Below are 26,999 nucleotides of genomic sequence, written 5' to 3' on the forward strand. Positions count from 1 at the left end.
TCGCTTCAAGAATGCAAGGGGCGTGGGGCCTCGCAGCCGGGAGAACGCCGTGTCGGGACCAGCCGTCGGTATCAGTCAAGCCGCAAGCCAAACAGGCAACGCCTCGCGCTGGGCGATCCGCCTGGGATCGGCGCTGATCCCGCTGGCGCATGCGGCGGGCCAGAACCTCGTCACTGTTCTCGGCTTGCGCTTCATGACCGACAGCCTTGCCATCTCGGCCGGCGCGGCAGGTGCCATCTTCGCCTTCGTGAAGATCTACGACGGCTTTGCCGATCCGGCAGTGGGTGCGTGGAGCGACCGCGCGAAGACACCCTGGGGGAGGCGCCTGCCGTTCCTTTTTGCAGGTGGCATCGCCATGCCGCTGGGGCTGGCCCTGCTGTTCGGTGCGCCGTCGTTCGGTTCGATCCTGCTGGCGCAACTGTTCGTGACGATTGCCCTGGTCATCCACGCCACGGGGTACACGCTGCTGACCATCCCGGGTTTTGCCATGCTGGTCGAAAGTTCGGCCGATCCGCGTGAACGCACCCGGCTGATGGGCTGGCGGACCTATGGCAATGCTGTCGGCACCATGCTCGGCTCAACCTTGCCGACCTGGATTCTGAGCCAGACTGGCCCTACGCGCAGCGGCCACCTCTTGATCGCGCTGATCGTGAGTGCCGTGGTCTTTTTCGCGACTGCCTTGGCGGTGCGGCTTCTGGCCAAGGCGCCGCGCACGGCACCGCCGGAACGCACCGGTGTGGTGCGCGTGAACCCGTTGGTGGCGCTATGGCGGCAGGTCCTGCTGGCGTGGAAGAACGTGCCGTTCCGCATCCTGGCGATTGCCCACGTCTTCCTGTTGTTCGGTACGGCAATCGGCTCTGCGGCGCTGGCCTTTTTCACGCGGATCGGTCTGGAGCAGAAGGACAATGTCCTTGGTACCTATTTCATGCTGGCAACGGTTGCGATGCTGGTGAGCATGACCGGGTGGGTGTGGCTTTCGAACCGGGTCGGCAAGAAGGCCTGCTACATTGGTGCGCTGGCGCTCTATGCCATTGTGCAGGCGAGCTGGCTGCTTGCGGGCCCCGGTGAGGCGATGCTGCTCATCTCGGCACGCGGTGCGTTGAGCGGGCTGGCGGGGGCCGGCATGATCCTTTGCGCCTATTCGCTGCTGTCCGATGCGGTGCGCTATGACTACGTGACCAGCGGGGAGCGGCGCGAAGGCGCATTCGCCGGCTTCACCACGCTGTTCGACAAGCTTTCCTCGGCTGCTGCGCTGGCCGTGATGGGCGCGTTCCTTTCCGCGATGGGTTACGTGCCTTCGGCCAGCGGGCAGGCGGCCGAGCAAGGTGCCGATGCGAAACTTGCGGTGCTGCTGTGCGTGTCGGTCATTCCTGCGGCGGCGATGATCGCTGCCATCGTGACCATGCTGTTCTACCGGCTCGACGCGGCGACCGTCGAGGCGGCGGAAAAGCAGCAGGCCCTTTCGGAGTAATGCTGTTGGAACGACATCCAATCGAACTGGTGGGCCTGATCTCGCCCTATCGCACCAGCGAGACAAGCGAGACGCCGGGACCATACGATCCGGCCTTCGTCGCCGAAATCGCCCGCGCTTATGAGGCTGCCGGGTATGACCGCGTGCTGGTGGGGCAGAACGCCAAGTCGGCCGACAGCCTGGTCACCGCGACCTGGGTTGCGGCGGCAACGACGCGCCTGAAGCTGATGGTGGCGCATCGGCCTGGCTTCATTGCGCCGACCATGGCCGCGCGGGCGTTTGCCACGCTCGACCAGTTCTCGGGCGGCCGGGCGGGGGTACATGTCATCACGGCGTTCTCGGACATCGAAACGCGCTGCGATGGCGATTACCTGACCAAGGACGAGCGTTACCGGCGCAGCAACGAATACGTCCGGATCATGCGCCGGGTCTGGGCCGGGGAAAGTCCGTGCGATCATCAGGGCGACTGGTATCGGTTCGAGAACGCAGGGTCGGAAGTGCGTCCGGTGGCAGGCAGCGTACCGGTGTTCTGGGCGGGGACGTCCGAGCTGGCTCTGCAGTTCGGGGCTGAATTGGCCGACGTCTATGCCTTCGGGCCCGGTAGCGTGGAGCAGATTGCGGCACAGGTCGCGACGGTAAGAGCCGAGGCTGGCAAGCACGGACGCAACCCCCGCTTCTCGATGTCGATGCGGTTGGTCGTGGCCGATAGCGACGAGGCGGCGTGGGCGCGGGCCGACGCCCTGCTGCAAGGCGTCATCGCGCGGCAGGCAAAGCACGGTGCGCTGGGGCGCGATCTGGGCAAGGCCGCCGAGACCGTTGCCGCGAATGCCGCGCAAGCCGATGATGCCGCTGCCGACCCGTGCCTGTGGACGGGCCTTACCAGGGCGACGCAGGGCCGCCTTCAGGTGATGTGCCTGGTCGGATCGCCCGACACGCTGGTGCAGGCGCTGCTGCGCTATCGCGCGGCGGGGATCGACAATTTCCTCGTCACCGGCTTCGACTGGCTGGCCGATACGCATCGCATCGGCACAGAGATCGGCCCGGAACTGCGCCGCCTAGGAAACGGCCCAGCCTAGCCGCCGGGCCGCAGGGCGCGCTCCTCAGAAGCCGAGAGCGCCCGGATTCATCAGACCCTTGGGATCGAGCTGCGCCTTGATCGCTCCCAGCAGGGCCTTCTGCTGTTCCGACAGCCGCGGCTGATAAGGGTAGGCGCGACCCAGCTGGAAATGAGCGGCCTCGTGGCTTTGCATGAGGTCGATCATTTCGCCCTTCAGCTTGTCGACGAACGTGCGTGCCTCGGGGTTTGCCGCAAAGCTCGGCTGGCCTGCGAGGTATTCCTCGCCCAGCGTGGTCACGTGGTACGAGGTGCGCGCATCGGGCCAGTAGGCGGCGATTTCATAGAGGAACCCGGCAGAGCCGACCGGCGAGAACATCGTGCCGAGCCAGACGCCGTGGCGGTCCATTTCGGCCTGGCGCGATGCGATCAGGGCCTTGAACGCCGTGTCGAACGGGACGACCTGATCGTGCGGGAAGACGCCATGGATCGGCACCCAGCGTTCGCCGCCAGGGCCGAGCACGTTGTAGAGCGGCGCGAACGGCATCGACTGCACGAAAGTCGGGATCGAGTTGGCGATCTCGCGGCCAAGTCCGTCGAGCAGCTTGCGCAGCAGGCGGGCCTTGTGGGCGGCTTCTTCCTGATCGAAGCCTTCGATGATGAAGTGGCACATGTAGGCGCCAGCGCGCATCGCGCTTTCGCCGGCGATGGCCATCTGCACCAGTTGCGCCACGCCCTTGAGCTTGTTCGGTGCGCGCTTCAGCACGTCGGCAGCGATCTTGAGGCGGGCACCCATGCCGTCCTGCCGGCCGATCTGCCCTTGCGACAGGGCGAGGTCGAGGCCGAAGTGGCTCTCCTCCAGCTTGGCCATGGCCGCCTTGCGCGAGGCGGCGTGGTAGTCGGCAAAGCTGTCAAACGCGAAGCTGACGCATTCGAAGCGCGGCAGGATCGGCAGCAGCGGCAGGCGGATGCGCGCCTTGATGCCGAAAATGCCGCAGTCGCCGGTGAACAGGCCGGTCAGGTCCGGGCCGTAGAAGCGCATCGCGCGAGACGATGAGGTGTTCAGCACTTCGCCATTGGCCAGCACCACGTCCATCGACAGGGCAGACTGTGCGGAAATGCCGTGGGCAGTGCCGCCGTGGCTGACGCTGTTCTGGCTCATGCTGCCGCCGACAGTGGCGGCGATGCCCGAGAACGGGCCCCAGAAAGGCGTGCGCAGGCCCTTGGCGTCGAGCGCCGCCTTCAGCGCGGCCCAGGTGACGCCCGCGCCGCAGGTAACGACAGCGCCGAATTCATCGATTTCGATCGTATCGAGCGCACCGGTGTCGAACAGGACATGGCCCGCCTTTTCGGAAAGATAGGCGTCGGTATAGGACGCGCCGCCACCGCGCGGGACCATGGCGACGTTGGCCTCGGCACAGAGGCGAACCGCCGCCTGCAATTGCTCGACCGAAGCCGGGCGGATCACGGCCAGCGGCAAGGCGCCGCCGCGATAGACGTCGTTCGAGAAGTAATCGAGTGCTTCGGCCGAAGTCTGCACCCCGGCTTCGCCAAGCGCGCTGCGCAAGCGTGCAAGAACCGTATCTTCCTTTGCCATCGTGGCCATGCTTGAACTCGTTCCTGAAGGTCTGGCGAAAGGCTGATGTGTGGGCATCGGGCCGCCCGGTTTCGATAGCGCAGCGCCCGTTATCCGGCCAGTGACCATTGGCGCCCCGACGCTATGAGGCGATGCGCGTTGCGGCAGATTGCCTCGCATGACGCAGCAGAACTTCGCTACCGCTCCCCAAGGTTGGACGCGCCCGGCCCGCTGGTTGCACTGGGGTACGGCCCTCGCGATCCTCGTCGAGGTTCCTGCGGGCTTTGCGATGGCGTGGACATATCTGGAGGGATCACGCGGGGGGGCGCTGGCGTGGCTGCATCTGCGCGCCAGCCAGGTTCACCACACGCTGGGCATGATCCTCCTTCTGGCGGTAATCCTACGGCTGTTCTGGCGCTTGCGCCATCGCGCCCCGGAACTGCCTGCGGGCACTGGCGCCGGTGGGCGCTTCGCTGCAAGATCGGTTCAGGCCCTGCTTTACGCGCTGCTGTTGCTGCTGCCCTTGACCGGCTGGGCGGCGCTGTCAGCGCTCGGGGCAGGGGCTGGATACCCCGCGCCGCAGATGTGGTTCTTCACGCACGACGGGTTCGGCCCCGGCGGACTGATCCCGCATATCGTGACCCCACGCCCGTGGAACGCGCCGGGGCTGATCGGCTACAGTCTCTTTGCCAAATCGCACGTCTATATGGTCTGGGCCGGTGGAGCGCTGCTGTTGCTGCACATCGGCGGCGCGCTGAAGCACCATTTCATCGATAGGGATGGCGTGCTCCTGCACATGCTCGGCAAAGACCCGAAGCGCTGACCGGCTGGCGGATAGGTTTGTTCAGGGATTCCTTCCCCGCGATGGTTGCGCCACCTTGCTGTAAATGACAGGCAATCCCCGGACAGCGGGATGCCGACGGGGAAATCGCATGACCACAGCCGAGGCGGCTCCGCCTGCAAGGATCGCCACTTCGATCAAGGCCGGATACGGCATAGGCCAGATCGCGGGACAGCTGTTCCGCGATACGCCTTCGCTGCTGCTGTTGTTCTTCCTGACCAACGTGATGGGCATTTCGCCCGCGCTTGCCGGGACGGCGATCTTCATTCCCAAGGTGGTGCTCGGAGCACTGTTCGACCTGGGCATTGGCGCCATGTCCGACAAGATCGCCGGCCGCTTTCCCCGTCGTAACTGGTTTGTCGTAGCTGCCCTTGCTTCGCCTGTCGCGATGCTTGGCATCTTTGCCGTGCCGCATGCATCGGTCGGATTCCAGATCGCCTGGGTCATGATGACTTTCAGCTTCTACATGGCCGTCTATTCGAGCTTTTCGGTGCCGTACCTCGCCATGCTGGCGGAGATGACATCCAACCCGCGCGAGCGGACCGAGTTGATGGGATGGAAGCACAGCTTCGGCGGGATCGGATTGCTGCTCAGCTCGTCGGTGGCGCCTATGGCGGTAAGCGCGCTGGGGACCGACCAGCGCGCGCACCTGATCGTGATGGGCACTGTCGGCATCTCGTGCCTGGTCTTCATGCTGATCGCATGGAAGGTGGCGGGGCGGATCGTGCCGGTGGCGAAAGTTGCAGGCGATGGCGCAGCGGGCCGTTCGGCGCTCGGCGGTCTGGCCCGCGCGTTTGGCGACAGGCGTTTCGTCATCCTCAGCCTTTCGGCGGTGGTCATGACCATTTCGGCAGGCATCGGCTACGCCAGCTTTCCGTTCTTCGTCAAATACTCGATGGCACGGGCCGAACCGTTGCACGACCTTGGCATCATGGCCGCGATCATGGGCGTCGCGGTCATTTTCGGATCGCCTTTGTGGGTGATGGTGGCAGGCCGCATCGGCAAGGTTCCGGCCTATGTCCTGGCCGCTGCGGGACATGGCGTGGTCGTGTTCGTCTGGGGGCTGGTGCCGCGCGCGCCAGTCGAAGTCGCCTATCTGCTTTCGGCCTTGCTGGCAGTCTGCAACGCCGGCTGGGGTACGATCGTCTTGTCACTGCTTTCGGACTGCATAGCGCAGGCGCGCGATGAATTCGGCGAGAACCGGGCTGGGTCCTATTCAGCGATCTGGTCTGCCATCGAGAAGGCCGGGATCGCCCTTGGCGGCACCTTGATCGTCGGCGTGCTGCTTTCGTGGTTCGGCTTTGATTCCGGCGCTGCAAAGGCAGGGCTGCCGCAATCCGATTCCGCGATGTTCGGAATCCTGTTCTGCTATTCGTTCCTGCCGGGCGTCGCCAAGGTTGTCGCTGCGGGGATGATCTGGAAATTCGTGCGCGAACCGCGCCTGCCATAACTTCGAGGCTGACTACCAACATGAATGATATTGCATCGCGCCCCCTCAATATCGCGATGGTCGGCTGTGGCCGCATCTCGCTGTCCCACCTCGATGCCATCGCGGCGCGGCCGCAGGATGCGCGATTGGTGGCCGTAGCCGACCGGGATCTGGAGCTTGCGCGGCAAGTGGGCGAACGCTTTGGCGCGCCGGCTTACGCGACGCTTGAGGACATGCTCGATCTGGCCGAGGTCGATGCAGTGCTGCTCGCCACGCCGAACCACCTGCATGCCGTTCAGGCCATGGCTGCACTGAAGGCGGGCAAGCACGTGCTGGTCGAAAAGCCGGCTGCCGAGACTGGCGAGGATGCCCTGGCGTTGGCCCGCGAAGCCGAGGCGCGCGGGCTGGTCCTGGCAGTGGGGCACACCTTCCGGCATAATGAAGCCGTCCGCCAGGTCGAGGCCCGGATGCCCTCGCTCGGCCGCCTGCTGTCTCTGGAAGTTTCGATGTGCGTGCGGTGGGATGGACCGCAGGCGCCGTGGTGGGCCGAGCGCAAGGCACAGGACGGTCTGATCCTGTCGCTGTTTGCGCCGCATGCGCTCGATTTCGTGCAGCTTGTCATGGGGGCGGACGATCCGGTGCGGGTCCATGCCGAAGCCGCTCGCCTGCAATCGGGCTGGCAGGGAGAGGATGAGGCAATGATCGTCATGGCCTATCCCGGCCGCCGCATGGCGAGCGTCCACATATCCTACAACCAGCCCACCGTGCAGGACCGCAAGACGCTGTATTTCGAGACCGGCATCCTCGAGATCGAGCACGGCGAAATCCTGCGCTGGAACGACGAGGTGATCGTGATGCCGCCGACGGGCGTGCTGGGTGACCCGCGCAAGCTGGGGGGACGAAGCCTCACGCATTACTTCGAAGGCCAGACCGAAGAATTTGCCAAGGCGGTGCGTGGGCGGCCGCACCGCATGCCGACCGGTTATGATGCGGCAAGGCTTATTGCGCTGATCGATCGGGTGCGCGCCTCGGCGCGGGCCAATTCGGCCGCAGATTCCATCGACCCGCCCCTCTGACCGGTCCGCCCGCGATAATACTGCACAAAAGCGAAAGGCCGGGCGATTGCCCGGCCTTTGCCATTTCAGACTTGGGTCACCTTCAGAAGGAGACCGAACCCTTGATCCCGAAGGTCCGCAGTTCGGGCAGACCGACGACCAGATAGCTGAACGGACGGGCAGCCAGCGCGCCGCCAGGCGTCTGCAGGTTGTTCTGCTGGATCGAGGTGTACTGCTTGTTGTTCAGCAGGTTGTTTGCGAACACTTCGATGCCGATGTTGTCCAGCTTCACGCCGACGCGGCCGTTGACCACGGTGCGCGAACCGATCCAGGTAAGGTTGGCGGCATCGAGGAACTGGCGCGACTTGTAGTTCACGTCGCTGCGAATGAACCAGGTAGCATTGTCGCGGCCCGGGATATCGCCCGAGAATTCGGGCGTGATCGCAAACGAGTACTGCGAGGTAAGGGGCAGCTTGTTACCCTTGAAGCCATCGCCCGTAACGCCCGTGACACGAGTGATCGCCGGGTCATTGAACGAACGGATGTTGGTGTCGTTGTAAGCGCCCGAGAACGTGAGCGACACGCCTTCCATGGGAAGGATTGTCGTATCGAGTTCGATACCCTTGACCTTGGTCCGGCCTGAGTTTGCGATGCCGGTCACGGTTGAGCTCAGCGGCGGGTTCAGCGAATTGTCCACGAAGAAGACGCTGCGCGTGTTGTACTGGTTCTTCCAGTCACCGTAGTAAGCCGAAAGAGCAAAGATCAACTTGTTGTCGAAGGCCCGACCCTTCAGGCCGATTTCGTAGTTCGTCAGCTTTTCAGGAACAGTAATGCCACGCAGTCCAAGTGACTGAGATGCTGCGATTTCGCCGGCCGTGCCCGAGAAAAGGCGGGCGTTGAAGGACGAGATACTGACGTTCGCGGCCTTCGACCATGACGCGTAAGCCATGATTTCGGGCGTGATCTTGTAGTTGACGATCACGCGCGGCATGAAGTTGTCGTAGTTCTTCGAGAAGAACTGCGTCAGCGGCGCATAAGTGCCAGCCGGAACTCCGTTTTCAGCAGCAGCGGCCGCCGAGATCGTTGCGCCCAGACCACCGGTGAAACCGAACACCTTGTCGCGCTGGTAACGGCCTTCAAGGCTGATCTCGAGCGCGTCGGTGGGCTTGATGTTGACGCTGCCGAAGATCCCCTTGGTTTCCACCCGCTGCGGGGCAGAAGCCGTGCCAGCACCGCGAGCCAGGCCCAGTACAGCTTCCCCATAGACGTTGAACAGGTCACGCTTGACCTTGGTGTCCATGTAGTTGAGGCCGATCATGCCCGAGATCATGCTGCCATTGTCAAAGGAAGCGCGCAGTTCCTGCGAGAAGTCCTTGTTGTGGCGTTCGATCGCGAACGGGAAGTTGTAATAGGGAAGCAGGCCGTTGGTCGGCGTGGCGGCCGTGTTGATCAGCGACGAGCTGTCATAGTTGTCAAGCTCGGACATCTGCGACCACTTTTCGTCGTTGACGCCGGTGAGCGACGAGAGCGTGATGCCGGTGTCGCCCAGTTCGTAATCGATGTTGGCGTGGGCATGGAGGTACTTGCGCTTGAGGCCATAGCCCTGAACGCCATCTTCCGGCGAGACCGGGCGGAAGCGGCCATCGGCCAGCACGGCCGAGGTCTTGGCGTCGATGTAGGTGTTCTGCGCGGGCGAGAAGCCTGCAGGCAGCGCCGGAGCCTGACCGCAGATGAACGGGTTGACGCCGTTCAGCGTGCAGTTGGACAGGCCAGGGACGATGATCTTGCCGTTGGTGTTGCCGCTCAACGCCGGGATGTTGACAACGCCATTGTTCGAGCGGACTTCGTAGGCCGAAAGCATGCCCTGTGCGGCTGGACCGTCATGGTCTTCACTGTAAAGGCCGAAGACCTTCATGGTCAGCTGGCTGGAGGGCGTGAACAGCAGCATGCCGGTGACGGTGCGGGTGCGCTGGTCGCCGAGACGCTCGTTGGGGTTGGCGCGGTTGCGGTAGGAGCCGCCACGCTCGAGCGCACGGCCCGAAATGCGGAAGCTCAGGATGTCGCGTGCGATCGGGCCTTCGAGCGAGCCCTGCACATCATAACCGTCGCGGCTGAAGACCGAGGCGTTCATGCTGCCGCCAAAATCGCTCTTCGGGGTCTTGTTGACCACGTTTACCGCGCCGGCGAAGGCATTGCGGCCGAAATAGGCGTTCTGCGGACCCTTGAGCACTTCGACACGGGCCGGATCGGTGATCGAGTTCAGCGCAGAGGCCGACGAAACCGGCACGCCGTCGATAAAGGTTGCGGTCAGGGTCGAGTCCGTGGTCGACGGCGTGAAGCCGCGCAGCGAGATCTGCTGGAACGAACGGTCGTTGCGGCCCGAGTTGTTGCCAGTGACGTTGATACCGGGCGTTGCGTCGATCAGGTCGGTCAGCGAAATGATGCCGCGCTGGCCGATTTCCTCCGACGGCATCGCAGCAATCGCGATCGGGGTGGTGAGAAGGGTTTCCTCGCGCTTGCGCGCGGTCACGACGATGTCGCCAGTGGGAGCGGCCTCTTCGGCCTGCGCTGCTTCCTGCGCAAACGCCGGGGCTGCCTGCACGAGAGAGCAGGCGATGGCGATCGTAGAGATCGGAAACAGTTTAAGAACTCGGGTCGTCTTCATCTTATAAACCCCTCACTTTAGTCAGCCGAATGGCGGGATTACTACGTTCCCTGGGAAAATGGCTTCATGACGCACCAGCAATTGCGCAAGGCGTTCAGCTATCCCGGATCCTGCGATACGGCTTGTTTTGATTTACCTGTCCGAAAGCCGATATCCGGCAGGCCAATATTGATCGAGATCATGGACCGAGCGCTTGCTCTATGCCCTGACCCCATCGAACAATGGCAAAGTTGCGTTGCCGCGACGTCGCGAATCTGTCGCGTGTCCGTCTGTCGGATGGAAGTGCGGTTTCGCAGATGCGAGTGCGGGATGCTGCAGGAGCAGTACTGCACACCGGAGGCAAAGCAAGCGCCTGTCCGCTCTGTGGTTTTTTGCCACTCGTGATCCCCGCCGTGGGAGATGCTTGTTATCCCTGCCTGCATGATCGCACTGGATAATGGTTTTCAGGAAGTCGTCGGCATCGTCGCAGACGCCGACGAAGCAGGCCGGCGCCTGGCTCCGGCGTTGGGCTACAAAGCCTTGTACGCTGGCGACCTTGCCGCCCCGCTCGGCGCTACGTGGGGTGCTGGTCCGGCCGCTCGTGCTCGCGAGGTTCTGCTCGTCCATCCCGACAAGGCGCGGGGCGCCATCCGCTTGTTGTCCTTTGGCGAAGAGCCGCGCGCCCTGATGCGCGACGGCGCGCAGCCATGGGATACGGGCGGCATATTCGACATCAATATCCGCGCCTTGGATAATATCGAGACTTTGCATCATGCCTTGGGCCGTGCCGGACATCGCGCATTTGCGCCGATAACCAACTGGCAATTTGGCGCATTGGCTGTCCGCGAAGTCGTTGAGAATGACGCCGATGGTCTTTGCATTGCCCTGATGAAACGCGTGAGTCCGCCCCTGCAAGGGTACGAGGGCGTTGGTGGCAATGCCTCGTGGGTGTTCAACTCCACGCAGGTGGTCACTGATTTCGCGCAGGCGCGCGCGCTTTTCGTTGACCATCTGGGCTGGGTGCCGGTGCAGGAAACCGAAGGCTTCGCTGGCAACGAAGGCGGGATCAATTGCATGGGCCTTCCGCTTTCCCTTGCAGAACAGATCCCGATGCAGATCGGGATCTACCAGGCGCAGGGCCGCATGGAAGGTTCGGTCGAGATCATCAGCTTTGGCTGCAGTGGCCACGACTTCTCGCAAAGCCGCCCGCCGATGCGGGGATGGGCCGCCCTGCGCTTTCCGGTTACCGATATCGACGGCTTTGCCAGAGCAATGGTCGCCGGTGGGTGCGAGATCGTTGAAGCTGGCCGCGTCGAGTGGGCGCCCTATGGCAGCGCCGAGCTCCTCGCGGCGGTTACGCCCTGGGGAGCCCGGCTCGAAGGTCTTCGGTTAGGCTGAAGGCCGCAGGGTTTCCAGAAACGCGATCGTCTCCGCTTCGCTGACCACGTCGGCATACTTTGCGTTCATGTCGAACAGGTTCGCTTCATGCGGCCCTGCGTGACGATCGCCGCAGGCCTCGGCAACGACGGCGGTCTTGAAGCCATGGCTCATCGCGTCGACACAGCTCGCGCGGACACAGCCCGATGTCGTCAGGCCGGTCAGGATCACGCTGTCAATGCCGGCGGCCGTGAGCGTCGAGGCGAGCGAGGTGCCGAAGAATGCGCTCGGATACTGCTTGGAAATGACCAATTCCGTTTCCAGCGGTTCAAGGCCCGGTCCCCAGGCGGCCATCGGATTGCCTTGCGTGAAATTGCGCAGCGGCATGGCCTTTTCGAAGAAGCGACCGCCGTTGAACCCGCTGGGGTGGTAGACAACATTGGTCAGGATAACCGGCACCCCGGCCGCATGCGCGACAGAGCGGATGCGCAGTGCGGATGCCAGTGCTTCATCGACCTCGGCATAGAGGGCGTTGCCCTTTTCGAAATAGGCCTGGCAGAAATCGATCAGCAGCAATGCCGGCCTTGTGCCGAAACCAACCCGGTTGTCATAGGCCTTCTTGTAGTTGGCCAGCAGGTCTTCTTCGGTGCTCACGCGGCAAACTCCCTGGTGTAGAGCCAAGGCTGGCTCTGGCGCTGCCGGACCTCGAAGGCCTCGATCTCGCCACTGTACTGATTAACGATCTGATCGGTTTCGTCCCAGCCATTCAAAAGGGCAAGACGGCGTTCGGGCGGAATCGAGAACGAGATGGGTGCAAGGCCTTCTGCGCCAAGTTCCTGTCGCTCAAGGTCAACCGAGAACATGGCGCCTGATTCTGCCAGATCCATCAGCGCAGCAACCTGAGCTTCTGGCAGGACGATCGGCACGATGCCGTTGCGCATGCAGTTGGACTGGAAAATCTCGCCGAAGCTGGAAGAGATCACGGCCCGTACGCCGAGCCCGAGGAGAGCCCAGACCGCCTGTTCGCGGCTTGAGCCGGAGCCGAAGTTTGCGCCGGCAATGATCACCGGGGCATCGGCAAAGCGCGGATCGTTGAGAACGTAGCCTTCGACCTTATGGCCGTCGCTGGCAAAGCGGCGGTCATGGAAGGCATATTCACCGAGGCCCGCCTTCGCCGTGATCAGCAGGAAACGTGCGGGGAAGATGATATCGGTATCGATATTGTCCTCGCGCATCGCTGCGGCGCGGCCCGATACGGTGGTGAAGGGCTGGGCAGGCATCAGGCAAGGCTCCTTGCATCGACGAGATGACCGGTCACGGCAGCGGCAGCAGCCATGGCCGGGCTGACCAGGTGGGTGCGACCACCCGGACCTTGCCGTCCTTCGAAGTTGCGGTTTGACGTGCTGGCACAGCGTTGGCCGGCAGAAAGGCGATCGTCGTTCATCGCCACGCACATCGAGCACCCGGCAAAGCGCCATTCGAACCCGGCCTCGAGGAAAATGCGGTCAAGCCCTTCGGCCTCGGCCTGCGCCCGAGTGGCGGCGCTGCCTGGGACCACGATGGCCTTGACGCCCGGCGCGACCTTGCGTCCGCCAGCAATGGCCGCCGCTGCGCGCAGGTCTTCGATCCTGCCGTTGGTGCACGATCCGATGAACACGTGATCGATGGCGATATCGGCGAGGCTCTGTCCCGGAACGAGGCCCATGTAGGCGAGCGCCTTCTCGGTTTCGCGGCGCTCTATGGGGTCGGCAATACTCGCAGGATCCGGCACGGCCGAGCCGATCGGCAGGGTCTGGTTTGGGCTGGTGCCCCAGCTGACCTGCGGGGCAATGTCATCAAGATCGAGAGTGACGACCTTGTCATAGATTGCGCCATCGTCCGCCGGCAGCGTGCGCCACGATTCAAGCGCGAGCTCCCACATCGGGCCAACAGGGGCCAGACGGCGCCCCTTGATGAAGGCAAATGTCGTCTCGTCCGGAGCGACGAGGCCGATACGGCTGCCGGCTTCGATAGTCATGTTGCACAGCGTCATGCGCTGCGCCATCGACATCGCCGATACGGCAGCGCCGGTATATTCCACGGCATAGCCGACTGCGCCGTGCGCGCCGATCTTCGCGATCAGGGCCAGCGCCACGTCCTTGGCATCGACCCCCGCGCCAAGCCGTCCGACGAGTTCGACTTTCATCGTCCGCGCCCGGGTTTGCGGGAGAACCTGGGCAGCCATGACGGTGCCTTGCTCGCTCGCGCCGATGCCGAATGCCAGTGCGCCGAACGCACCGTGGGTGGTGGTGTGGCTGTCACCGCAGACGATCGTCGTCCCCGGCAGGGTGAAGCCCGTCTCTGGCCCGATCACGTGGACGATCCCCTGCTCAGCCCCGTCGAGTGGCGCATAGGGAATGCCGAACTCATGGACGTTGGCTTCAAGTTCGGCAACCTGGCTGCGTGCCAGCGGATCGGCAATCTCGCCCTGTCGCGCGCGGGTCGGCACTGCGTGGTCAGCCACGGCCAGGTGAGTCTCCGGGCGCCGGAGCTTTCGCCCGGCCTCTCGCATGGCGACGAAGGCCTGCGGACTGCTGACCTCGTGCAGGATCTGGCGATCGATGTAGAGCAGCGACGCGCCACCGGGCAATTCGGCGACGACGTGACTGTCCCAAAGCTTGTCGTAAAGGGTGCGGGGCTTGGTCATGTCCATGCACTATGTGAGGGCACCGCAGCTTTGGCTGCTGCGGGCTGATTTAACCGAAGCGCGAACAGGCGTAATCAGGGCGCGGTGGTATCAGCAGGCACGTTCGGCGTCGCTGCCTCGATATAGGCAGCAATCAACTGGGCAATGCGTTCGGGAACCTCCAGCGGAGGATAGTGACCGACATCCGGCATCGACACCCGGGAAATCTGGGCGTTGGAGAGATACCGGCCGATCGCGTTCAACGCGGATTCCGGCAGCAAGGGATCGGCCGTTCCCCAGAGCAGCAGGACCGGCTTGCGCACCTTTGCCATCTCGATGGTTGCCTGCTTGCCATCGCCGATGCGCGCGATCAGGCCGATCAGGTTCTTTTCCGGTACGCGGCGGTAGAAATCGTAATATTCCCTCTGCGTTTGCGCCGAAATGCGCGCGGGATCGCCTGCGAAGAAGGTCAGGAAGTTGCTCCAGAAGTCCTGATCGCGAAAGCCCGTTTGCTGGGCGCGATCCATCGCTGCCTTGAGCCCCGTGCTGAGCTTGAGATGGCTCGTGTCCACCGGGTCCGAAGGGGTATTCGAAAGGATCAGGCGTTCGATCATGTCTGGCCGGCGCGCGGCCATGTACATGCCCATCGTGCCGCCGCTGGAAACGCCGGCAAACGTCACCTTGCGGACCTGCAGATGGTCGAGCAGGGCAATCGGAACATCGGTGGGCACGAGAGTCTTGAGAGATTCGTCAGTCGGGCCATCGGACAGGCCATAGCCCGGCAGGTCGAGGCGAATGATGCGGTAGCGCGTCTTCAGCTTGTTGGCGATGACGTCCCAAGTGCGCAAAGAACTTTCCGAGCCATGCACCATGAGCAAGGCGGGGCCTTTGCGCGGACCTTCGTCCTTGTAGTGGATCTTCAGCCCGCCCACCGTGAAGAAGCGGCTGTTCTTGTCGGCATAGATCCGGCGGAGCTGGTCAACGGTCAGGTAGGGCTTGGCAGCAGCAGGTTGCGTCGGGGCTGGGGAAGGCTGCGCGACCGCCACTTGCGGCGCGACCAGCCCGGCCAGCATGGCGAGCGCGAAGGCCGAACGCCGGCTCGCTCCGGTTATCGACTTAAGCAAAGAATGCTGCAAAATCATGCTTCGGCTGTCCTTCCGGCGATAACGCTTAGGCCATTGGCATAAGCATTCCCATCATGCTCCATGCTATTCTCCTCCTTTCAACTCCCGGGGTTTTCGGACAATCTTATCCGCCAAGCGGCTTTTGGCGTATGGCGCTATGGCTGATGCGGGGTCCACGAGGCAGTCAGATCGCATCCAAAGGAGCATCCCAGAGTCATGGCTTTCGATCTCGCGAATCTTCGCCCCGGCAACGTCGAATTTCTTGCGCGCCGTGCGCGTGGTGAAGGACTGCTGATTGGTGGCGAGTGGCGCAAGGCTGAAGGCGGCGCCGATTTTGCCACGCTCGATCCGGCGACCGGTGCCGAGACCGGGCGCATCGCTGCGGCCAGCCCGGCTGATGTCGATGCCGCCGTGGAAGCGGCTCGCGCCGCCTTGGCCGTGTGGAAGGCAACGGTTCCAGTGGAAAGGGCCCGCATCCTGTGGAAGGTCGCAGACCTGATCGAGGCTCATATCGACGACCTTGCAGAGCTTGAGACACTCGATCAGGGCAAGCCGCTGTTCGTGGGACGGTGGGCAGAGATACCGGGGGCGGTCAACCAGTTCCGCTTCTTCGCCGGACAGGCCATGGCCATCGAAGGCCACAGCCTTGAAAGCTCGATCAATTATCAGCCCGCCGGTCGCCAGATGCGTACCTGGACAGTACGTGAACCCGTCGGCGTGGTAGCGGCGATCGTGCCGTGGAATTCCCCGCTGGTGCTGACCGCGATGAAACTCGCGCCCGCCCTGGCAGCGGGCTGCACCGTCGTGCTCAAGCCGGCCGAAGATACCTCGCTCACCGCAATCCGCCTTGGCGAACTGATGGTCGAGGCTGGCGTGCCCGCCGGTGTGCTCAACGTCGTCACCGGCCTCGGCGGACAGACCGGGGCGACGCTTGCTGCGCATCCCCATGTCGACAAGATCGCCTTCACCGGATCGACCGCGACGGGACGCGCCGTGCTCGATGCGGCCAAGACGAACTTCAAGCGCGTCACGCTGGAGCTTGGTGGCAAGTCGCCTTCGATCGTGTTTCCCGATGCCGACATGGCCATCACCGTGCCGGGCGTGGCCAATGCGATCTTCTTCAACGGTGGGCAGGTGTGCATCGCCGGGTCGCGGCTATACGTTCACCGCTCGGTCCACGATCAGGTTGTCGAGGGCGTCGCGGCATATGCCAAGGGGCTGAAGATCGGCCATGGCCTGCTGCAGGACACGCAGATGGGGCCGGTCGTCTCGGCCCGCCATGCCGAGCGCGTCGAGGGCTTCCTGCAGCGGGCGAAGGGCGAAGGCGCGACCATGCTGACCGGCGGCGAGCGCACTGGCGTTGCCGGCACGTTCATCACCCCGACCGTTGTTGTCGACGTGAAGCCCGACATGGAAATCGTGCGCGAGGAAGTGTTCGGACCGGTTCTTGTCGTCCAGTCGTTCGATGACGAGGAAGAAGTCATCGCCGCCGCCAATGCCAGCGATTATGGCCTTGCTGCCAGCGTCTGGACCGAGAGCCTCTCTACCGCGCACCGCATGTCTGCCGACATCCGCGCCGGCACGGTCTGGATCAATTGCCACGCCATGTATGATGCCTCGCTTGCCATTGGCGGGGTGAAGCAATCGGGCTGGGGCCGTGACAGCGGGCGGCAGGCGATGGACAACTATCTCGAATGGAAGACGGTCTGCGCCTGCGTCTGACGCTTCGTCCTGTCCCAAGAACACCCGGATCCCAGCCATGAACGCCAGCCTCGCCGCAAATTCCACCATGCCCGACGAGGTGCCGACGGGCGTCGTCCTGCGCTATGGCGTCGGCCAGTTGGGCGCGCAGGTGTTCCGCGATACGCCAGCGGTGCTGCTGCCGCTGTTCATGACGACCATGCTGGGCGTGCCGGCGTGGCTTGCGGGACTTGTGGTGCTGCTGCCCAAGCTCTGGCTGATCGTCTGCGATCCGTTGGTCGGGGCCTGGTCGGACCGGATGAAGACGGCAATTGGCCGCACGCCCTTTCTGATCGCCGGAGCGGTCGGCACGACGCTGGGCTTCATCGCGCTCTTCGCCTTCACTGAATACCCAAGCCCGTATATCGCCGCCGCAGCGATCTGCGCCCTGTTCTTCCTCGCCTCGACTGCGTTCAGCGTCTACTCTGTGCCGTACTTGGCCATCGCTGCCGAACTTTCCAGCGATCCGCACCAGCGCAACCGCATCATGGTGCTGCGCATGTTCTTCGCAACGATCGGCGTGCTCGTCGGCGTGGGCCTTGCCCAGCCGGTGATCGAGCATTTTGGCGGCGGCGCGGCCGGTTGGCATGCGATGAGCTGGATCTTCGGGGGCCTGTGCCTCGTGTCCATGCTCACCACGGCGAGCGGCTTGCGCCGGGTGCCGCTGATCAATGCAGGTGCCGTGCCCGGATCACTGCTTGACCAGTTGCGCACTGTTGCCGCCAACAAACCCTATCTCGTACTCCTTGCCACGACCTTCGTTTCGAACACCGGGCAGGCGGCGAGCTACACCGTCATCGGGTTCGTGTTTCTCTACGTGGTTCAGGCGATCTGGCTGATCCCGATCTTCATCCTGTGTATGTCTGCCGCCAGTCTTGCTTCGCAGCCGCTGTGGCTGTGGTTGCCAAAGCGCATCGGCAAGCCGCGCGCGTATGTTCTTGCCGCGGCCATCTGGGCAGCGGTGACGATCACCTGGCTTTGGGTCGGCAAGGGCGGGGTCGATGTTGCCACGCTACCGGGCGGGCAGCCGGTCAACACCCAGCATCTGCTGATCCTGCTGCGCGCGGTGATCATTGGCGCGTTCAACGGTGGGTTCATCCTGCTTGCCCTGTCGATGATGACCGATACGGTCGACTATCAGCGCCGCATGCAAGGGGTGGCAAACGAGGGCGTCTTTGCCGGGCTGTTCTCCGCCATGGAAAAGCTGGCGTTTGCCCTTGGCCCGGTCATCGCCGGGATCGTGATGAGCGCGTTCGGTTTCGTCTCGTCTACCGGTGGCGCCACCGCGCAGAGCGAAAGCGCGCTTACCGGCATCATCCTGCTTTACAGTGCAATCCCGGCCACCTTGCAGGCGATCGCCCTGTTGATCTTCAGCCGCTACCGCTTGCCCGAAGCCTGACAAAACAGGGGGCCGGGCCATGTCGTTCCGGGCCATGTCGTTCCGGGAGGGTGTGGAACGGCATGGCCCGGTCTGCGCGGCGGCGTGTGGTGGGTAGGTCCGCCGCGCGAGGGAAGATGGATCAGAAGCGGAAGCGGACGCCAGCGCGATAGATCCGGCCAAGCCCGTCGTAGAGCGCGGGGTTGGAGAAGATGTTGGTCCTCGCCGGGGCATTGTCGAACACGTTGTCGACCTTGGCGTAGGCGACGATCTCCTTGGTGATGTTCACGCTGCCACCGATGTCGAGGTAGAATGCGCCCGGAAGGAAGTTCTGGTCGATCGTCGGACGCTGCGAGGTGGAAGCCGGGCAGGTGCCCGCCGAGCAGACCACGTACTGGTTGCCGATCACGCCATCGCTGAACCAGCGCTCCTGCACCAGAAGCGAGAACTTGTCGTTCTCGTAGCTCTGGATCAGCAGGAACTTCCAGTCCGGCGTCGCGCCATTGTTGTTGCCTGCCGTGTCGACCGGCAGCGTGCCCGGAAGGCCGGTGTCGGTGATGAACTTGATCACGTGCGTGGCAAGGCCGCGGAAGGTGAAGCTGCCTGGCAGGCCAAGCGGCTGCTGCCACCGGTACGACGCTTCGATGTCAAACCCGCTGGTGTTGATCGAGGCGAGGTTGAACGCCTGCACGTTGATGAAGTTCGGACCGTTGGTGTTGCTCAGGTTGAACGCGCTGCAGGTGGAAAGCAGCACCTTCTGGAAGCAGAGCTGGACGATGTCGTTGGCGCCGAGGCTCGAGATCACGTCCTTGATCTTGATCTGATACCAGTCGAACGAGACGTTGAGGCCCGGCAGCCATGAAGGATTGGCCAGTGCGATGCCCGCAGTATTGTTGCGGGCAAACTCCGGCGTCAGCGCGGTGTTGCCGATGGTGTTCTGGATCGCCAGCACGTTCGAATTGGTGAAGGGATCGAAGAAATTGGGCAGCGTGGTGGTGACGGGCGCTGCGAACAGTTCCGACAGGTTGGGCGCGCGCACATCGCGCGACATTACGCCGCGAACGCGCAGGCCATCCACGGGCAGGTCCCAGGTGCCGCCAAGCTTCCACGCCCAGACCGTGCCCGATGTGCTGTAATCTGTAACGCGGCCTGCGGCGTTGATGTTGAGCTTGCCGGTGCTGTCGGAATTGAGGATCGGCACGTCGACTTCGAGGTAGGCCTCCTTGACGGTATAGGTGCCGTTGCCGTTCTTGTAGTTGCCGGCGTACCAGTTGTTGCCGCCCTGGATCAGCAGCGGATCAGCAGGGTAGTCACCACCGGCAGGCGTATTGGCAAAACCGGCGCCATAGGGGTCGGCAGTCACGCGGTAATGCTCGCGCCGCCATTCGCCACCGAAGGCGACCGAAAGCGGGCCGGCCCAGAGTTCGACCGGCGAGCCCGAGAAGTTGATGCTGGCCACGTCCTGTGTCTGGCGCGTGCGCTGGTAGGGCCCGGCTTCGGGCATGATGTAGTTCCGGGCGGCTTCCGAAGCCTTGTCGCCGAAAATGTTCAGCGGTACGCAGCCGTTGGCCCGCGCGACAGCACTGCGACACACGATCACGCCATTGTCCAGCACCGCGTCGATGGCGTTGTTGAAGCGGTTGCTCAGCAGGATGTTGTCGACGTCGATGCGGGTGCGATTGACGCCATGTTCGTAGTAGGTGTCGTAAGTCCACTCGGTGCCGCCGATCTCGGCTGCGCCCTTGGCGCCGATCACCGCGCGCACTTGCTCGCGATCGGTATGCACCTGGGTGTTGCCAAGCGAGGCATTGCTGGTGCCGAAGCGGAAGCTGGTGATCCCGGCGTTGGCGCAGGCCGTGGCAATGCTTTCCGGCAGGAACGGATTGGAGCACTGGATCGTCAGGCCCGGGCGGTTCTGGCCATTGACCGGCTGATTCTGCGTCTTCACCCGGCCATAGTTGAACGTGGCGTAGACTTCACTGCCGGGCGTGAATTCGAAGCCGACGCGGCCGTAGCCATTGTAGCGATCAATCCGCGACTTGAGCGAGCGGCCGGCATCGACATTGCCGGTCAGGTCGCCGCCGAGGCAGAACCCGGGGAAACAGCCGCTGATGTTTCCGGCGGCATCCTTGGCCGGAACGCCGTTCGATCCGTACTGGAATTGGAAGGGATTGCCCGCGGCGTCGAAGGCGATGCCCTGCAGTGGCCCGGCCGTGATCAGGCCGTACTTGGTGAAAGTGGTGGACTGGGCGAAGTCGCGCAGGATGAATTGCGGGGAGCCATCGTTGAGGACGCCGCGGTTGATCAGCGTGGTCTGCTTGAACCAGTCGCGCCCGTTGGCAAGGCCGATGCCCCACTCGCCACCACCGACGCCACCTTCGTGTGAATATTCGACGTTACCGATCACGCGCAAGCGATCGTCCGCAAAGGCGGTGCCGAAGGCAAGCTGCGCCACGGCCTGCTCGTCGTCGCCGTAGTTGGTGATGCCGCCCTGGATATTGCCCTTGATCCCCTTGAAGCGGGTATCGGTGATGAAGTTGACCACGCCGCCAACAGCGTCGGAGCCATAAGACGCCGAGGCACCACCATTCACCACGTCGACACGCTGCGTGAGGAGCTGCGGGAACAGGCTGATGTCGGGAACGCCCGTCACGTTGGCGCCGACGACGCGCTGGCCATCAAGCAGGGTAAGCGTGCGGATCGTGCCGACGCCGCGCAGCGAGAAGGAGCTCAGGCCCTGCGCGCCGCTCGAGGTGCTGAAGGTGTTGACCTGCGTGCCGCTCGATCCCTGCAGCGACGGCAGCTGGGAGATCGTGGTGAAGACATTGGGCTGGGCGTTCGCGGCGATCTGTTCGCTGCCGATCACCGTAGTCGGCGTCGGAGCGGTAAAACCGCTGGTATTGATGCGCGACCCGGTGACGATGATTTCCGCCGCACTCGGCCTGTCGTCATCCTGATCCGCATCCTGGGCGGCGACAGTGGGCGTAGCCGCATCCTGTGCGCTGGCAGCGATCGGTGTGAGTGCGGCAATCGCCACGACCCCAAGCGATGCGCCTTGCAGCAGCAGGCGACGACAATTCGGCAAGTTCAACAACATCCCACTCCTCCACATAGAATTTCGTGTGCGCCGCATCGCATCGCGCGGCGTTTTTCACTGACAAGTACGATCGGGAAGGGTTTTCGCCGGTGTCTGCCGTACGCCGCGCCGAGTTTCTGAAAGCTTCAACCCTGCGAGTCGGTGGCTTGGCGTTTCCTCTCCGATCCTTGGTATTCCGGGGCTTTACTAAGCGACTTTCCCCGATTAGTGGTAACGTTAACGCATTTTCCTCTAGGTCGCGATTCCACTCTTGTCAATAGTCTGACAAATTGGCATTGCGTTCGAGGGGGCAGAGATGCCTGCTAGTGCCCGATCGGCATCGCTGGGCAGAAAATCGTGGTTTGGGAGATACTTGGTTGCCAGGCTTGAGGATGACCCGAATCCGGTGGACGATCATTGCGCTTTTCGTTGGCGCGATGGTTCTCAACTATCTGGCGCGCTCGGTCCTGGGCGTCGCTGCGCCTGTCGTGCTGGAGGAGCAGGGCATAACCAGCGAGCAATATGGCTGGATCACCGGCGCCTTCCAGCTTGGCATCATGCTGCAGCCGCTGGCCGGATATTTCCTCGACAGCGTCGGCCTGCGCGTCGGCTTCGCGATCTGCGCAGCGGCGTGGTCGCTCATCACGATGGCCCACGTCTTCGCCTCCGGCTGGCTGAGCTTCGCGGCGTTGCGCGGTTTGCTTGGCCTTGCCGAAGGATCGGCGCAGCCGGCAGGGCAGAAGCTCGTCGCCACCTGGTTCCCGGCGCGTGAACGGGGCACGGCCGGTGGCATCTACAACATCGGTGCATCGTTCGGTGCCGTCTTCGCCCCGCCGCTGGTCGCCTGGGCCGTACTGGCGTACTCCTGGCGCGCGGCTTTCGTTGTGGCCGGCGGCCTTGGCCTGCTGTGGGTCATGCTCTGGCTGTTCTGGTATCAGAGCCCGGACCGGCACCGTCGCATCGACGCGGATGAGCGGGAACTGATCGCCAAGGGGCAGGAAGCGCATCTCGCCGCCACCGGGGAGCGCCCCTCGATCCCGGAGATCCTGCGCCGCCGCAACCTGTGGGGCATCGCCCTGCCGCGGCTGCTGGCCGATCCTGTCTGGGGCATGCTGTCGTTCTGGATGCCGCTCTATCTCGCGCGGGTTCACCATTTCGACCTGACGCAGATCGCCATCTTTGCATGGCTGCCATTTCTCGCTGCCGATCTTGGCTGCCTGTTCGGCCCAGCGGTAGCGTCAGCGCTCAACCGGCGCGGCGTCGACCTTGTCGATGCTCGGCGATTTGCGTTCACTTTGGGCGCAGTGATGATGACCGGCATGGCCTTCGTCGGCATGGTCAGCAGCCCCTACGTTGCCATCGCGCTGCTTTGCCTTGGCGGATTTGCCCACCAGACGCTGTCGGTCACCATCATCACCATGGCGTCCGACCTGTTCCGCCGTAATGAGGTGGCCACCGCCGCCAGCCTGGCCGGCCTTGCCGCCAATCTCGGCGTCCTGATCTTCTCGCTCCTGCTTGGCGGGCTGGTCGACCGCGTCGGCTACGAACCCTTCTTCATCGTTCTGGGCTTGCTCGACCTTATCGGCGCGGCCCTCCTCTGGACCTTGGTGCGAAAGCCCGCATGACCCATTTCGCCAATCCCGTTCTCCGTGGCTTCAACCCGGATCCGTCCATCGTCAGGGTCGGTGACGACTTCTACATCGCGACGTCGACCTTCGAATGGTTTCCGGGGGTGCAGATCCACCACAGCCGCGATCTCGTCCACTGGAGAACTGCCGCCCGCCCGTTGCGCCGCGCCAGCCAGCTCGACATTCGGGGCGATCCCGATTCCTGTGGCGTATGGGCGCCTGACCTCACCTACGCGCATGGCCGGTTCTGGCTGATGTTCACCGATGTGAAGCGCTATGGCCAGACCACCGTCAACGGCGCTACGGGCGCGTCGCTTCGAGACTTTCACAACTACCTTGTCACCGCGACCGAGATCGATGGCGAGTGGTCCGATCCGGCTCACCTCAACAGCAGCGGGTTCGATCCCTCGTTGTTTCACGATGACGACGGACGGACGTGGCTGGTAAACCTGCTGTGGGATCATCGCCCTCGCCGCAGCCGGTTCGGCGGCATCATGGTGCAGGAGCTCGATCGCCAGACGATGCGTCTTGTGGGCAAGCGCCGCGTTGTCTTTGGAGGGACCGAGCGCGGCTTTACCGAAGCTCCTCATATCTACAAGCGCGACGGCTGGTACCATATTCTCGTGGCCGAGGGTGGGACGGGTTGGGACCATGCTGTGGTCATGGCACGGTCGCGCGATCTTTTCGGGCCTTACGAAGTCCATCCCGATGGTGCCGTGCTGACTTCGGCCGGCCGCCGGGAGGGGAATCTGACGCGCGCGGGCCATGGCGATCTTGTCGATCTGCCCGACGGCAGCACCTGGATTGCCTATCTCTGCGGCCGACCATTGCCGGGCCTGGAGCGCTGCGTTCTCGGGCGTGAGACTGCGGTTCAGCCGATGGTCTGGTGTGACGATGGCTGGCTGCGGACCGCAGCGGGCGACGGCGCGCCTGACCCCTCGCCACCGCTCCCGCCGCTGAAGGCAGCCCCGGAGATTGCCGATCCGGATTGGGATGGCTCATTTGAGGCAGGTGATCTGCCGCTCCCTCTGCAGTGGCTCCGTTCCCCCCGGCCTGAGCGCCTGTTCAGCCTTTCAGCGCGGCCGGGCTGGCTGCGGCTCTATGGTCGCGAGACGGTCGGAAGCTTTTTCGAACAGGCGCTCGTCGCACGCCGACAGGAGCATTTCGCATTTGAAGCCAGCACGTTGCTCGAGTTCGATCCACAGGATTTCCAGCAGTCCGCGGGGCTCGTCTGCTATTACAACAGCACCAAGTTTCACTACCTCAATGTTACCGTCGAAGGGGAGCGCCGCCAGTTGCAGGTGCTTTCCGCGGTGCCGAACGAAGAGACGGCTGCGCACGTCGTCGCCGAAGAGCTGCCCGATGGCCCGGTCGAGCTGCGCGTCGAGGTTTCGGGGCCTGATCTTCGCTTCAGCTGGCGTTGCGGTGATGATGGGTGGGCCGAGTGGCCGCATGTTCTCGATGCCAGTGTGCTGTCGGACGAAGTATCGCTGCCAGGCCTGCCCAATTTCACCGGAACGTTTGTCGGCGTTGCTGCGCAGGATTTGTCGGGCGACGGCGCCCATGCCGACTTCCACTTCCTGCGATACCGCGGGAACGACTTTTCCTGACCAAGGCATTTGCCAGGTGCCGCTATCGCCAACCTGTGTTAACGTACAACCACGTTCGAACAAGGATATGTCTGATTTAATATGAGGCAGGGCAGGGGGCGGGGCCGGGACCAGAGTGGCGATAGCGAACGCCAGCAGCGCGGCGCCACCGTGATCGATGTGGCCGCACGCGCCGGTGTCTCGGCGATGACCGTGTCGCGCGTCATCAACGGGCAGGGCAGGGTAAAGGCCGAAACGCGCGAGGCGGTGGAGAGAGCGATCGCTGAACTCGCCTATGTTCCAAATGTTGCCGCCCGCAGCCTCGTCAGGTCGACAGAACTGCGCATCGGCGTAGTCTATTCCAATCCCAGTGCCACTTTCATGAGCGATTTCCTCACAGGGGTTTATGAAGAGGCATCGGCGCGGGGGGCGCGGCTTATCCTCGTCAAAGGCGAGGGCGGCCAACCGCCATCCGAGGAAGCGCTGCGCGAACTGGTCCGGTCTGGCGTGCTTGGTGTGCTGGTTACCCCTCCGCTGGGCGAATCGCCCCGCGTCCTGCGCATCCTTGGTGAGGCAGGACTGCCTATCGCCGCGGTGGGTGCCTATGGCACGACCGGCGTGATCCGCGTTCGCATTGACGACCGCAAGGCCGCCTGTGAAATCACCCGCTTGCTAATCGGCCTCGGCCATCGCCGCATCGGCTTCGTCCTCGGCAACCCTGACCAGTCAGCCAGCGCCGAGCGCATGGCCGGATTCCACGACGCCGTGCGCGAGGTCGAAGGCGTGGAAACGATGGTGGTTGCCGGCGACTACCGCTACGAATCCGGCCTTGTCGCCGGCGAACAATTGCTCGGCAGCGACACCCCACCCACTGCGATCTTCGCAAGCAACGACGAGATGGCCGCCGCTGTGGTTTCTGTCGCGCACCGCCGCCAATTGCACGTGCCGGATGAACTCACCGTCGTCGGCTTTGACGATACCACGGCAGCTGTCATGCTGTGGCCGCCGCTTACCACCGTGCATCAGCCCGTCCATCGCCTCGCCAAGGAGGCGCTGAGCCTGCTGGTGCAGGAGATTGCCTCGGGCACACCTGCGTCGGCCAACGGGCGCGACGTCATCCTCGATCACGAGATCGTCGTGCGCCAGTCCAGCGCGCCACCAGCCTAGCGCCGGGTCAACCCGCGGATCAGCGTGTTTGGCAGAAACGCATTGTCCCATTCCGCGCTGCCGTTGTTGGGTGCAGGAGGCGTCGGCCCGACCCGTAGGGTGATCAGCCGATGCTTCGGGCTGATCGCCACGATCTGGTTGGAGTTGCCATCGAACAGGTACAGGTCCGGATCGAGATAGGGTTCGGAATGAAGAACTTGTGGCCCCAACGTGCCCGGAGCACCGAAGCCGCGACGCAGGCGATAGGGTTCGCCGATCCAGATGCCGAGGCCGAAGTTGGGATTCTGGGCCGTGCCTTTGCGCATTTCGGCGACATAACCCTTTGGTAGCAAACGCTTGTTTTGCCACTTGCCATCATCCAGCAGAAGCACGGCCATGCGCAGGTAGGTATCTGCCGGCAGAAAGGTGCAGCAGCCGGAATGGGCAAGGCCGCCCGGTTTCCCGACCCAGATCCTGCCGCCTTGCGCGCCTAGCGGAGCAAGCACTTCGCGGCTGAGAAAGTCGCCATAGCGCTGCCCGGTCGCGCCTTCGATGACCATCCCGACAAGGTCGCTCGGCGCATTGGCATAGGAATAGCGCGTGCCCGGCTCATAAGGCATCGGATAGCTCTCGATGATCCGCTGGCCGAATTCGGTGTCGAGCAGAGCAGAATTGTAGGGATGCGCAGGGTCGGGGCTGAACCCTTGGTCGAGCATGCCTGATCGCATGTCGAGCAGGTAGCGGATGGTGATCTTCGCTTTCGGCGTACCTTTTGCCGAAGGGATGAAATCGGCAATGGACTGGTCGAGGGAGCGGATCTTGCCCAATGCCATCGCCCGGCCGACTGCAATGGCGGTCAGCGGCTTCGACAGCGACTTGGAGACCAGAGGCGTTCGGGCATCCACCCCCTTGCCGTACCATTCGTTTTCAATCCGGCCATCGCGCCAGACGATGAAGGCGCTGCTGTTCATCGCTTGCGCATAGGCGCGCGCCTTCTCGAGAGCCTCGGGCGCAATGCCGCTCTGTTTCGCGCTTGCCATCGGCAACGGTTTCCAGCGGCTGGTACCGGCGAGAGGTTCCATGGGGGCATAGGGAAAGTTGCCCGGGTCCTTGATGAAGATGGCAAGGCGCTCGTCAAAGACGGCGCGCGAGTCGGACCAGTCGGGCTGTGCCACCGCATTTGTGCCCATTATGGCAACAAAGAGA

Annotated in this window: 19 protein-coding genes; 11 read left to right on the top strand and 8 right to left on the bottom strand. The window is 63.5% G+C overall.

Going from position 1 to position 26,999, the window contains the following annotated elements:
* Positions 1-49: 49 nt before the first annotated feature.
* Positions 50-1,471 carry an MFS transporter gene (locus ACZ1JY_RS16590; RefSeq protein ID WP_465131371.1) on the top strand — a complete coding sequence of 474 codons (1,422 nt, stop codon included), beginning with the start codon at positions 50-52 and terminating at the stop codon, positions 1,469-1,471.
* A 5-nt stretch (positions 1,472-1,476) separates the two neighbouring features.
* Positions 1,477-2,547 (top strand): LLM class flavin-dependent oxidoreductase, encoded by a 1,071-nt coding sequence (locus ACZ1JY_RS16595; protein ID WP_465131372.1) that lies wholly within the window; start codon positions 1,477-1,479, stop codon positions 2,545-2,547.
* A gap of 24 nt (positions 2,548-2,571) precedes the next feature.
* On the opposite strand, the gene ACZ1JY_RS16600 is transcribed toward ACZ1JY_RS16595, so the two are convergent.
* Entirely contained in the window at positions 2,572-4,131 is a 1,560-nt protein-coding gene (locus ACZ1JY_RS16600) for an FAD-binding oxidoreductase (protein ID WP_465131373.1), read from the bottom strand.
* A 148-nt stretch (positions 4,132-4,279) separates the two neighbouring features.
* Between ACZ1JY_RS16600 and ACZ1JY_RS16605 the strand changes: the two genes are divergently transcribed.
* From ACZ1JY_RS16605 to ACZ1JY_RS16615, 3 genes are all read left to right on the top strand, one after another.
* Positions 4,280-4,924, top strand: coding sequence for a cytochrome b (locus tag ACZ1JY_RS16605; protein WP_465131374.1), 645 nt, complete (start codon positions 4,280-4,282; stop codon positions 4,922-4,924).
* A gap of 109 nt (positions 4,925-5,033) precedes the next feature.
* Complete coding sequence (locus ACZ1JY_RS16610) at positions 5,034-6,392, top strand: MFS transporter (protein ID WP_465131375.1); 1,359 nt, start codon at positions 5,034-5,036, stop codon at positions 6,390-6,392.
* 20 nt (positions 6,393-6,412) lie between these two features.
* Entirely contained in the window at positions 6,413-7,447 is a 1,035-nt protein-coding gene (locus ACZ1JY_RS16615) for a Gfo/Idh/MocA family protein (protein WP_465131376.1), read from the top strand.
* Between the two features lie 82 nt (positions 7,448-7,529).
* Here the strand turns inward: ACZ1JY_RS16615 and ACZ1JY_RS16620 are convergent, their stop codons facing one another.
* Positions 7,530-10,091 carry a TonB-dependent receptor gene (locus ACZ1JY_RS16620; RefSeq protein ID WP_465131377.1) on the bottom strand — a complete coding sequence of 854 codons (2,562 nt, stop codon included), beginning with the start codon at positions 10,089-10,091 and terminating at the stop codon, positions 7,530-7,532.
* Between the two features lie 420 nt (positions 10,092-10,511).
* Here ACZ1JY_RS16620 and ACZ1JY_RS16625 point away from each other — a divergent pair, with 420 nt between their 5' ends.
* Complete coding sequence (locus ACZ1JY_RS16625; protein ID WP_465131378.1) at positions 10,512-11,468, top strand: hypothetical protein; 957 nt, start codon at positions 10,512-10,514, stop codon at positions 11,466-11,468.
* Here the strand turns inward: ACZ1JY_RS16625 and ACZ1JY_RS16630 are convergent.
* The 4 genes from ACZ1JY_RS16630 to ACZ1JY_RS16645 all read right to left on the bottom strand — a co-directional run bounded on the left by ACZ1JY_RS16630 (position 11,460) and on the right by ACZ1JY_RS16645 (position 15,254).
* Complete coding sequence (locus tag ACZ1JY_RS16630; protein ID WP_465131379.1) at positions 11,460-12,101, bottom strand: isochorismatase family protein; 642 nt, start codon at positions 12,099-12,101, stop codon at positions 11,460-11,462. The genes ACZ1JY_RS16625 and ACZ1JY_RS16630 overlap by 9 nt on opposite strands.
* Complete coding sequence (leuD, locus tag ACZ1JY_RS16635; RefSeq protein ID WP_168904880.1) at positions 12,098-12,727, bottom strand: 3-isopropylmalate dehydratase small subunit; 630 nt, start codon at positions 12,725-12,727, stop codon at positions 12,098-12,100. The genes ACZ1JY_RS16630 and leuD overlap by 4 nt, the downstream gene beginning before the upstream one ends.
* Complete coding sequence (gene leuC / locus ACZ1JY_RS16640) at positions 12,727-14,133, bottom strand: 3-isopropylmalate dehydratase large subunit (RefSeq protein ID WP_465131380.1); 1,407 nt, start codon at positions 14,131-14,133, stop codon at positions 12,727-12,729. The genes leuD and leuC overlap by 1 nt, the downstream gene beginning before the upstream one ends.
* 74 nt (positions 14,134-14,207) lie before the next feature.
* The gene (locus ACZ1JY_RS16645) at positions 14,208-15,254 is read right to left on the bottom strand and encodes an alpha/beta fold hydrolase (protein WP_465131381.1); all 1,047 of its coding nucleotides are present in this window, start codon (positions 15,252-15,254) and stop codon (positions 14,208-14,210) included.
* A 198-nt stretch (positions 15,255-15,452) separates the two neighbouring features.
* Here ACZ1JY_RS16645 and ACZ1JY_RS16650 point away from each other — a divergent pair, with 198 nt between their 5' ends.
* Together ACZ1JY_RS16650 and ACZ1JY_RS16655 are read left to right on the top strand one after the other, a co-directional pair.
* The gene (locus ACZ1JY_RS16650; protein WP_465131382.1) at positions 15,453-16,958 is read left to right on the top strand and encodes an aldehyde dehydrogenase family protein; all 1,506 of its coding nucleotides are present in this window, start codon (positions 15,453-15,455) and stop codon (positions 16,956-16,958) included.
* A 37-nt stretch (positions 16,959-16,995) separates the two neighbouring features.
* The gene (locus tag ACZ1JY_RS16655; RefSeq protein ID WP_465131383.1) at positions 16,996-18,375 is read left to right on the top strand and encodes an MFS transporter; all 1,380 of its coding nucleotides are present in this window, start codon (positions 16,996-16,998) and stop codon (positions 18,373-18,375) included.
* Positions 18,376-18,496: 121 nt separating this feature from the next.
* Here ACZ1JY_RS16655 and ACZ1JY_RS16660 read toward each other — a convergent pair whose 3' ends face one another.
* Entirely contained in the window at positions 18,497-21,445 is a 2,949-nt protein-coding gene (locus ACZ1JY_RS16660) for a TonB-dependent receptor plug domain-containing protein (RefSeq protein ID WP_465131384.1), read from the bottom strand.
* A 377-nt stretch (positions 21,446-21,822) separates the two neighbouring features.
* Between ACZ1JY_RS16660 and ACZ1JY_RS16665 the strand changes: the two genes are divergently transcribed.
* From ACZ1JY_RS16665 to ACZ1JY_RS16675, 3 genes are all read left to right on the top strand, one after another.
* Positions 21,823-23,055: an MFS transporter gene (locus ACZ1JY_RS16665; protein ID WP_168904885.1), complete on the top strand. Its 1,233-nt coding sequence runs from the start codon at positions 21,823-21,825 to the stop codon at positions 23,053-23,055.
* The gene (locus ACZ1JY_RS16670; RefSeq protein WP_465131385.1) at positions 23,052-24,668 is read left to right on the top strand and encodes a glycoside hydrolase family 43 protein; all 1,617 of its coding nucleotides are present in this window, start codon (positions 23,052-23,054) and stop codon (positions 24,666-24,668) included. The genes ACZ1JY_RS16665 and ACZ1JY_RS16670 overlap by 4 nt, the downstream gene beginning before the upstream one ends.
* A gap of 186 nt (positions 24,669-24,854) precedes the next feature.
* A complete protein-coding gene (locus ACZ1JY_RS16675; RefSeq protein WP_465131559.1) occupies positions 24,855-25,814 on the top strand; it encodes a LacI family DNA-binding transcriptional regulator in 960 nt (319 codons plus the stop codon).
* Here the strand turns inward: ACZ1JY_RS16675 and ACZ1JY_RS16680 are convergent.
* Positions 25,811-26,983 (bottom strand): serine hydrolase domain-containing protein, encoded by a 1,173-nt coding sequence (locus ACZ1JY_RS16680; RefSeq protein WP_465131386.1) that lies wholly within the window; start codon positions 26,981-26,983, stop codon positions 25,811-25,813. The two genes, ACZ1JY_RS16675 and ACZ1JY_RS16680, sit on opposite strands and share 4 nt — an antisense overlap.
* Positions 26,984-26,999: the final 16 nt, after the last annotated feature.

The sequence above is a fragment of the Novosphingobium sp. BL-A-41-Hi4B-X5A genome (assembly GCF_055521705.1).

Bases quoted from the DNA above. Each gene is read 5' to 3' on its own strand.
- ACZ1JY_RS16600 (WP_465131373.1), bottom strand. From the start codon at position 4,131: ATGGCCACGATGGCAAAGGAAGATACGGTTCTTGCACGCTTGCGCAGC.
- ACZ1JY_RS16605 (WP_465131374.1), top strand. From the start codon at position 4,280: ATGACGCAGCAGAACTTCGCTACCGCTCCCCAAGGTTGGACGCGCCCG.
- ACZ1JY_RS16610 (WP_465131375.1), top strand. From the start codon at position 5,034: ATGACCACAGCCGAGGCGGCTCCGCCTGCAAGGATCGCCACTTCGATC.
- ACZ1JY_RS16615 (WP_465131376.1), top strand. From the start codon at position 6,413: ATGAATGATATTGCATCGCGCCCCCTCAATATCGCGATGGTCGGCTGT.
- ACZ1JY_RS16620 (WP_465131377.1), bottom strand. From the start codon at position 10,091: ATGAAGACGACCCGAGTTCTTAAACTGTTTCCGATCTCTACGATCGCC.
- ACZ1JY_RS16625 (WP_465131378.1), top strand. From the start codon at position 10,512: ATGATCGCACTGGATAATGGTTTTCAGGAAGTCGTCGGCATCGTCGCA.
- leuD (WP_168904880.1), bottom strand. From the start codon at position 12,727: ATGCCTGCCCAGCCCTTCACCACCGTATCGGGCCGCGCCGCAGCGATG.
- leuC (WP_465131380.1), bottom strand. From the start codon at position 14,133: ATGACCAAGCCCCGCACCCTTTACGACAAGCTTTGGGACAGTCACGTC.
- ACZ1JY_RS16645 (WP_465131381.1), bottom strand. From the start codon at position 15,254: ATGATTTTGCAGCATTCTTTGCTTAAGTCGATAACCGGAGCGAGCCGG.
- ACZ1JY_RS16650 (WP_465131382.1), top strand. From the start codon at position 15,453: ATGGCTTTCGATCTCGCGAATCTTCGCCCCGGCAACGTCGAATTTCTT.
- ACZ1JY_RS16655 (WP_465131383.1), top strand. From the start codon at position 16,996: ATGAACGCCAGCCTCGCCGCAAATTCCACCATGCCCGACGAGGTGCCG.
- ACZ1JY_RS16665 (WP_168904885.1), top strand. From the start codon at position 21,823: ATGACCCGAATCCGGTGGACGATCATTGCGCTTTTCGTTGGCGCGATG.
- ACZ1JY_RS16670 (WP_465131385.1), top strand. From the start codon at position 23,052: ATGACCCATTTCGCCAATCCCGTTCTCCGTGGCTTCAACCCGGATCCG.
- ACZ1JY_RS16675 (WP_465131559.1), top strand. From the start codon at position 24,855: ATGACCGTGTCGCGCGTCATCAACGGGCAGGGCAGGGTAAAGGCCGAA.
- ACZ1JY_RS16680 (WP_465131386.1), bottom strand. From the start codon at position 26,983: ATGGGCACAAATGCGGTGGCACAGCCCGACTGGTCCGACTCGCGCGCC.